An 8,485-nucleotide genomic window follows, 5' to 3' on the forward strand; every position below is an offset into this window, starting at 1 on the left:
ATAGGCAAATTTCTATAAAAATGAAGTGGCAGAGCCACTTCAATAATTCCCAGGTAGAACCTAAATATGAGTATAACAACTATCCCCAGGACAAATCGTATAAATTAACACTAAATTTTTCACAATTTTTTCTTTTTTTCCCCTTGGAGTCAGTTCAAAATCGCGTTTGAAACTCCACTACAGCACGACTGTCATCCTCTAAATTAGTGGAAGCACGTAGACGAAATTGGTTACTAATTCGATAGTTTATACCCCACTGTGAAGGATCTTTGGCGGTCAAAATTTTAATATTGGAAACAGAAACCTTAGGAGAAATGTCAATACCAGCCTCTGCTGCCAATTCCAAGGTAGAATTGTTTCTTCCGGCTTCGGGATTCTGAGAAAGAATAGTCGGAAATATACGCAGTTCAGTTAAGCCAAAAGCACTACCAAGCTCGTTAAAAGCTGACTGCAAATTGCTAAATACCGCAGATCCGGCAATATTAATCAGGCCTAAAGTAGTATCTCTACCTCCCTGACCACTGATCGACCCACCCCCCAACAAAGCGACAATTTCAGTTTGCGATCGCGATGGGCTGCTTGTCAGTTCCAGGACTTCATTTAATTGACTGGCAAAACCTTGGACATTGGCCTCAACTTGAACACTCTCTAAAGCTGCTAACCCCAAACCATTAGGGCGTGTGAAATCACTACTCTGAACTAGGTCTAGTACCTTAGTGACTAACCTCACATCTAATTCTGGGTCAAGGGGTTGACTACCTCTAAAGGTGGCTGTATGTTGGTAACCACGAGCCAGGTTAAACTGTGTAGTAAACAAATTCACCTGACCTTCTTCTAACCTAATAGTCCCATCGGGTATTGGTTTAGTAAAGGAACCGTTCACCGTTAAGTCACCTGAAGCCGTAAAGCTCAGAAGAGGTGGATTAATAATTGCGACATTTTTACCGAGTTCCAGAGCTAAATTATTAAATATAACCCCTGGACTGAGAGTAGGTTCTTGGAGAGAGGATGACCATTTCCGGGTAGAAGCTTTTGCAGCTTTACTATTTTTAGCATCTGGTGGGTTAGCAGCAGCTAATAAAACCTCACCGTTGAATAGATTCACTTGACCGCCAATTTCCGGGTTGAGAGCCGAACCAGTAATCTGTAAATTGCCACTAGCACCTCCTTGGTACAAGCCATCCAGATTCAAAACTAACTCACCAATATTAACAGTCAGGGGATTCTCCAAATTCGGTTGTGCATTGTTGAAAATGGGAATTTCTCCGGATGCTACGACTTTACCTCGGCTGAACTGACCTTCGAGGTTTTCTACTAAAATGCGGTCAAAATCAAACAGTACTTTTCCGGTAACACCTTTGACTTTTTCCGGTAGTAAATCAGAGGCAAAAGTAGCATTCTTTACAGAAGCAATACCATTTACTATTGGCTTTTCAAGAGTACCGCGCACTGCAATATCTACGTCTCCCTCGCCCCCTTCAAACACCGCCTGATTAGTCAACAGGTTTAATATTGCTAATCCCTCATTTCTCACCTGAACATCCAGACTAATTTGATTGTTATCTGGTAAGACTGAGGCAAAAGGTAACTGATAGGGGATACTGGCAGTAATATTAATTGGCTGGCTTTCCACAATAGAAACAGTGCTGCCAAAGTTGAAGCGTCCATCAGCATAACTGAAACTGGCTCTAGCTGACTCCACCGAAACCCCATTTAATGTTCCTTCTGTAACTTCCAAATCCCCTTTGGTTTGAGGATTAGCAATGCTCCCGGCTAACGCAGCACTACCATTGAGATTACCTGAAACACCAATTATTGGGAGCTTGAGGAAATTATTTACTAACTGTACCGGAAAATTCCTCACCCGTAATTGACCTGATTGATCATCACCTCCAATATTACCTGTAAAAGACAAAAGGCTATTGTCTACAGAAATTCGTAATGGTCTTAATTGCAAAATACCATTTTGGAAATTACCTTGGGCAATGATGTTGTCAAAACTATAAAAACGACTGGTTGCTTTTTTACCCCAGGTAAAATTTTCACCCTTCAAATTAAATTCTACTGATAAACCCCCGGGGTTGGTAGTATCTAAAGCCATCTCCCCCTCAAAAATTCCTTTTAAATCAGCCAAATCTGGTATAGGACTAGATTTGAGGCGTTCTTCAGCTTGTGCTGTCAACTCGGAATCGATTTTATCAAAGTGTTCCAGTTGGTTTAATAAAGGAGTCGTTTGACTTAATCCCCTGTGTTGAGTTGTCAAATCTCTAGCCGTACCATAGGTAGAGGGGATAACAGCACCCCCTTGTAAATCTGGTAATTCCAATATTTTCGCTACCGTGAGCACATCTTGAATATCACCCTGGGTGACATTCAACTTACCTTGGAGTTGGGGACCTTGGGGAGTTTGAGCAAAATTGCCCTGCATAGCATAACGACTCTGGCCTTTGACCAGTTCGCTGCTGATCACTGTAGCTTCACCATCACCATAGCGGAATTCCAACCCTAGTCGATCGCCCTTAATCCAGCCAACTTGTGGAGATACCACTGCTAAATTCCCTCTAGCTGTCAAAGTCTGTTGATTCAGAAGTAAATCCCCAGTCAACACCCCCCTCACCGTACCAGGACCTAGGCGCAGATTTGGCGATGGTCTCAAATTTAAAATGTCTAAAGGAAAGTTAGCCACCTTAACAGCCAAATCATCTCCTTGTGCTTCACCTGTAGCTAAGGACTGTTCCCGCTTAACTAAAAACCGTTGGGGGCGATTTTGAGCATCTAAGCTTAAGGCAATCCTATCTCTATTTCCCGTCAAATCTAAACTCAAACCGCCACCCCTAGCTGACTGAATATTTCCAGTTAACAAAGGTTCAAAAGCGACATTTTGTACAACCAAATCTCGTAAACCCACCTTTCCTGTCACATTAGGTAAAGGTAAATTCCCAGTGATTTGTCCTTTAAAATCCAGATTTCCCGCCACAGCCAATTGATTAGGCAGACTCATGGGTAAATGTTCTAGGTTATAATTATGCGCCTGGACTTGGAGATTTAAGTCAGTAATTTTCGGTATACCAGGGATTTGAGCATTAGTAAATATATCACCACTGATATTTAACCCAGTAGCAGTAGCTTCTTGAATAGCCAGCTTTTCACCATTCCAAGTTACTGCGGCACTCAAAGGTCTTTCAATAGCAGGGATACCGCGAGACAATTCCACTTGTCCCGACCCGCGCACATCAGCTAAAGTTGTAGACCCCAAGATACCTGACACCTCGAACTTACCAGCCAAATCACCGCGGAACTGGTGATTGAACCGATTTAATTCCACCCCTGCCGCATCAAATTGCACCTGATAGCCACCGTTAGCTACTTGGATATTAGCAGCCCTAATCTTACCCCCTGCAACATTTAACTGTCCTTCACCCTGTGCCTGAATAGTTGCTAGTCCAAAGGAATAAACAGACCCGGCTACATTTAATTGACCAGTTAACCCTCCCTGGAATTTAGATGGTACTGCTAGCAACTGTTGCAAAGGCAGATTAGTAGTTTGCAGTTTTGCTTGATATAAACCGTTAGCTAATTGAATCTTAGAAGCTGTTATAGTGGCACCGGGGAGACTCAGCCGTCCCTCACCAGTGCCACTTAAACTATTGAGTGCAAAGTTCTCTGTGTTACCTACTATTTGAAACTTACCCGCCAAGGAGCCATCCAAGGACGGGGGAGATTCTTTGAAGATGTCCGCTAGTCTCACACCATTAGCAACTAGTTGAGCGGAAAACTCTTGGTTTTGCAACTGGACATCGGAAACTGCAATTGTGCCTCCAGCAATGTTAATTCTGGCATCCTCGGTGCGAATGGTGGCAATTTGAAATGGTTCTACCCTGCCTTCGAGGATCACACGACCATTAAACGCTGCGCCGGTCAAAGAGATATTTTGCAGTTGATTTTGATCTACAAAAGGTTTCAAGCCGACACTGGCCGCTTGCATATCCCCTCGCCAAACCCCATTGGCAAAATTACCAGAACCTCGCACCATACCACCAGCCACATTTAAGAGTACATTGCGAAAGGCGACAGTACCATCTGGGGCGAGAATGGTTTCACCGCTCGCAGGATAGGTGGCTTCATTGGCTCGCCATTTCACTAGAGTTTGCACATTATCAGCAGCACCACTCAATTGGGCTGTGGCGGAAACAGTACCAAGAAATAATGTTTTCTTAGAGGGTAGTATTGTTTCATAAAGTTGTGCCATTACCTCCGGTGCAGCGCGAAGCGCAATCGCATCCCCGGAAATATTCTCAGCTGCAAAATTAAAATCTAATTGGGGTGTTGCTCCTAATGTAATTTCGCCAAATCCCTTTATTTTTCCACCAACTGCGGGTTCTGCCTGAATATTTCTCAAGCTAAATAAATTATTATGTGGAATAAATTCAAATTTAGTAGTAATATAATTAAAATCTATTTTATCAAGGGCGGTTTTGGCAGTAGATACTGACCCTGAGAGGACTGGTTTAGTTATGGGGCCAACTAGTTGCAAGTCAGCTTGTAACTGTCCCCTTACATCTACTGGCACTTTGATGTTGAGACTTTCTTGAGCATGGGACACACTGACAGTATTGACACGCCCTGTTAATTTAAAGCCTGTATCCAGGTCAATGATTCCTGTAGCTACTAGAGGAATTTTGCTGTAGTTACCAGCAACATTATCTAGTTTTATCTGCCTCCCTTGGAAGCGGATGAGTCCTTGGGTATTTAGAAAAGGTTGCGGTGTCTTGGCAATTTGCATTGTTACCCCTTGCAAGTGGGCGGAGCCGTCTAAGACTAGCTTCCCTGGGATGCCACGCTGGGGCTGGTCTGGGGTGAGTTGAATCTGCAAGTTGCCATTAACTTTACCTGTTTGTAAGTCAAAAGGTAATTTGATCAGGTCGGTAATTTGATCTGCGGATAAATCTTGCGAGCGCAGTTGTAATTTAGATGCTAATGTTTGGGGAATCACCTCTCCTTGAATAGCAACACTCCCCCCACTATCCGCTTCACCCCTAAGTTGAAACTTAATCAGTTGGTTTTTTTCTAAGAGTTGGGCAGTGCCATTAATTTGTGAAAATCCTACAGGAGTAATAGAAAATTTCTCAGTCTGATCTTGGACTTGATCATCTGCCGGTTGGGGTTTCAATACCAACTGGCCATTGCGAAACCGGAGTTTGTCTAAATCAGTTTTAATCAAACCTGCTTGACGAGGCGGCGAAATTTTAGTAGTAATCCAGCGCCCTTGATCATCTTGTTCAATGTAAATATTGGGGTTAACTAGGGTGACATCTAGCTGAAGTTGACGCTGAAAAATTAATTGCCACGGGTTAAAACCCACTTCCACAGCATCCACTACAGCTTGGTCTGGGTCTGTGGGTGTAGGAGGGATGCTAGATGCACCAAATTGTAACCCTGTCAAGGAAAAACCTGTAACTTCTCCCAAGTTGACTGGACGGTTGAGTGTGTTGGTGATGCTGGTTGCGGCTAGGGGTGTTAATTCTTTGTGGAGGAAATGCTGCAACCGCCATATACCACCCCCTGCTAACAAGGTCATTGGCACTAGCAACAGTCCGCTCAGGACAATGCTACCGCGACTCCAAGCGCCCAACCACAAACGCCTGGGGTGAGTCTTGTGGCGTTTCTTGTGAGGGGATGAATGGGAATGATCATTTTGATGGGGAGATTTACTCATTATGGTTTTGCTGATAGGGGAGCATGGCCTTAGCCATTGGCTGGATGTACCCGGTGACTAATGAAATAAATTCTTATCATTGGGGGCGTGGTGTTAGCCATCGCCTCTTCCAGGATACAAAACCTATTTTTGATTTGGGGAATGGGATTGGCACCCCCCCATATCAACAATCTGAATAAATTTAATCTTATAGCTGTCTGTTTTTCAGATGCACCGCTGAAACCTTTAATAATATTAGGTAGATTCCTAAACACAAGATAGATGATTACGCCCATGCGTGTTTTTGTATTAATTTTCAATGTTAACACCGAAAATGAAGGCATTCACTCAATTCGGGTGGCTGATGCTTCCGCGTCCCATTCCCGAGGTGTACGCAATAAAATTTTGATGTTTGAGTCAGAAGATGATGCTCTGCGCTTTGCTTTATTACTGGAAGCTCAGGATTTCCCTACCCCGACGGTGGAAATGCTCGATGCTGAGGAAATTAAGGATTTTTGTGAAAGTGCTGGTTATGAATGGGAAATTATTCCGGCTAACAGTGATTTAATCATACCCCCAGAAATTAACTTGGATCATACTGACTGGCAACTGTCGGATGCTAGTGAGGACTACCGTTCTCAGCAAGTCCCACCAGCAGCACCAGAAATGTCTGATTCTGAACTAGAAAAAATCCGTCGTCAATTAGAAGGATTATTGTGAGTTAATTGGGGAATGGGGGAAGAAAGGTTTCAATATAGCATTTCCCATGCTCGTGAGGTACAATTTTTTTTAGTTTGAGGGAACAGGGAATTGGTGTGTACTTCATGAGACTGAAAAAGGCTTTAATACAATTTATACAAGATGTCGGCCATGTCAAATTTACAGGAACGCAGCTATCTATTAACTGAGCAGGTAAATCCTCATAGTCTTAACTTAGACCAGCTTAATTCTATTGAGTTGGTGGATTTGTTTAATCGGGAAGATGAAAAGGCCCTGGCGGCAGTGGCGGCTGCTCAAGTTCAATTAGCTCAAGCTATTGATTTAACCGCAGAACGTTTGAGTCAGGGAGGACGTTTATTTTATGTGGGGGCAGGAACTAGTGGCAGGTTAGGTGTGTTAGATGCTGCTGAATGTCCACCTACTTTTTGTACCCCCCCAGAATTGGTACAGGGTATTATTGCCGGTGGTGCTGGTGCATTGGTGCGCAGTTCTGAAGATTTAGAAGACCGTAGCGAAGATGGTGAGGCGGCTATTGCTCAACGACAGGTGACTCAACTAGATGTAGTAGTGGGTATTACTGCGGGGGGAACTACTCCTTTTGTTCATGGAGCGCTCAATGCAGCCCGTCAACGTGGTTCTCGCACCATTTTCATGGCTTGTGTACCTACAGAACAGGTGCGCATTGATGCTGATGTTGATATTCGCTTATTAACTGGTCCGGAAATCCTGGCTGGTTCAACTCGTTTAAAGGCTGGTACCGCGACAAAGTTAGCCTTAAATATCCTATCTACTGGGGTGATGGTGAAGCTGGGTAAAGTTTATGGTAATCGCATGGTGGATGTGGCAGTAACTAACCACAAGTTACGCGATCGCGCTCTACGAATGTTACAAGACTTAACAGGTTTAAGTCGCGAAGCTGCCGGTTTTTTACTCGAACGTAGTGGGAAGTGGGTTAAGCTAGCGTTACTCATGCACTGGACTGGTTTGGAAAAGGAGGCTGGCGATCGCTTACTCGCACAACACCAAGGTAATCTCAGGCTGGCTGTTACTAGTTACAACAATCACAAACAACATTGAGAGATTCTCACTGTTTTTGCCGAAAGTACCTCCATCTATTTGATTTATTTGATTCAAATTCACTCAGATTTGCTCATCTATGGCTAGACTATCCCAAGAGTTACAACGCTACTTTTTTGATGATCACCAATCCCCTGAAGTGACCTTGGCAGAAATTCTGCTCCTAGCCAAAGAGCGAGTTTTTGGGTTTTTACTGGTGATTCTGTCCCTTCCTTCGGCTTTACCCGTTCCTGCGCCTGGTTACTCCATTCCTTTCGGTATCCTGATTTTTTTGCTGGCTGTACAGCTAATTATAGGGGCGAAAATCCCCTGGTTACCCCCCAAAATGATGAATTACCCCATAAAACTAACAACAGTCCAGAAATTTTTACAAGCAGGAAATCCTTGGCTCCAAAGGATTGAATCCATCTCCCGTCCGCGTTTGACTTATATTTGTACCACTCTACCAGGTAAAATCACTATTGGTAGTGCGATCGCCTTGATGGCAATTTCCATGATGATTCCGGTTCCGGGAACCAATACTCTCCCAGCGATGGGAGTTTTTGTCACTAGCTTTGGTTTGCTCGAAGATGACGGAGCAATTACCTTAGGTGGTTTAATCATGTGTCTTTTCGGCGCAATTTTGACTATTTCAATTTTGATCGCTCTAATTTGGGGTGGTTCTAGTCTTCTGGACTTAGTTAAAACTTGGCTGGGCCGTTAAAACAGGAAAAATATTACTAAAGTCCTATGAGATCGGACGAATGAATGTATATAATACTGCCATAACTTCCTTCTGCATTAACGGTTAAATTGGTCAAAAAAATGGCTCTATCGTACTTGTTATGCTAATTTAACAACTGGTTCGAGGGAACAGGGAACAGGGAACACACCGAACAGAGATTAAGAAGGAATATTCAGGCATTTTCTTCAATAACCAACATTATTTCCCTTATACGGTAAGCCTTTTCGGATTTTATCAAAACAATTTAGCATATTAGGTACTGAAGAACC

4 protein-coding genes are annotated in these 8,485 nt (G+C 43.4%); 3 read left to right on the top strand and 1 reads right to left on the bottom strand.

What is annotated here, in order from left to right:
* Positions 1–154 precede the first annotated feature (154 nt).
* The gene (locus tag NWP22_RS10515) at positions 155–5,716 is read right to left on the bottom strand and encodes a translocation/assembly module TamB domain-containing protein (RefSeq protein ID WP_271733510.1); all 5,562 of its coding nucleotides are present in this window, start codon (positions 5,714–5,716) and stop codon (positions 155–157) included.
* A 261-nt stretch (positions 5,717–5,977) separates the two neighbouring features.
* Between NWP22_RS10515 and NWP22_RS10520 the strand changes: the two genes are divergently transcribed.
* From NWP22_RS10520 to NWP22_RS10530, 3 genes are all read left to right on the top strand, one after another.
* A complete protein-coding gene (locus tag NWP22_RS10520) occupies positions 5,978–6,415 on the top strand; it encodes a DUF3110 domain-containing protein (RefSeq protein WP_271733508.1) in 438 nt (145 codons plus the stop codon).
* A gap of 150 nt (positions 6,416–6,565) precedes the next feature.
* Complete coding sequence (murQ, locus tag NWP22_RS10525; protein ID WP_271733507.1) at positions 6,566–7,492, top strand: N-acetylmuramic acid 6-phosphate etherase; 927 nt, start codon at positions 6,566–6,568, stop codon at positions 7,490–7,492.
* Between the two features lie 79 nt (positions 7,493–7,571).
* Positions 7,572–8,195 carry an exopolysaccharide biosynthesis protein gene (locus NWP22_RS10530; RefSeq protein ID WP_271733506.1) on the top strand — a complete coding sequence of 208 codons (624 nt, stop codon included), beginning with the start codon at positions 7,572–7,574 and terminating at the stop codon, positions 8,193–8,195.
* Positions 8,196–8,485 lie beyond the last annotated feature (290 nt).

The sequence above is a fragment of the Anabaenopsis tanganyikae CS-531 genome (genome assembly GCF_029891675.1).
GTDB lineage: Bacteria > Cyanobacteriota > Cyanobacteriia > Cyanobacteriales > Nostocaceae > Anabaenopsis > Anabaenopsis arnoldii.

Excerpts from the sequence above, each read along its gene's own strand:
- NWP22_RS10520 (WP_271733508.1), top strand. The coding sequence starts at position 5,978 with ATGATTACGCCCATGCGTGTTTTTGTATTAATTTTCAATGTTAACACC.
- NWP22_RS10530 (WP_271733506.1), top strand. The coding sequence starts at position 7,572 with ATGGCTAGACTATCCCAAGAGTTACAACGCTACTTTTTTGATGATCAC.
- NWP22_RS10515 (WP_271733510.1), bottom strand. The coding sequence starts at position 5,716 with ATGAGTAAATCTCCCCATCAAAATGATCATTCCCATTCATCCCCTCAC.
- murQ (WP_271733507.1), top strand. The coding sequence starts at position 6,566 with ATGTCAAATTTACAGGAACGCAGCTATCTATTAACTGAGCAGGTAAAT.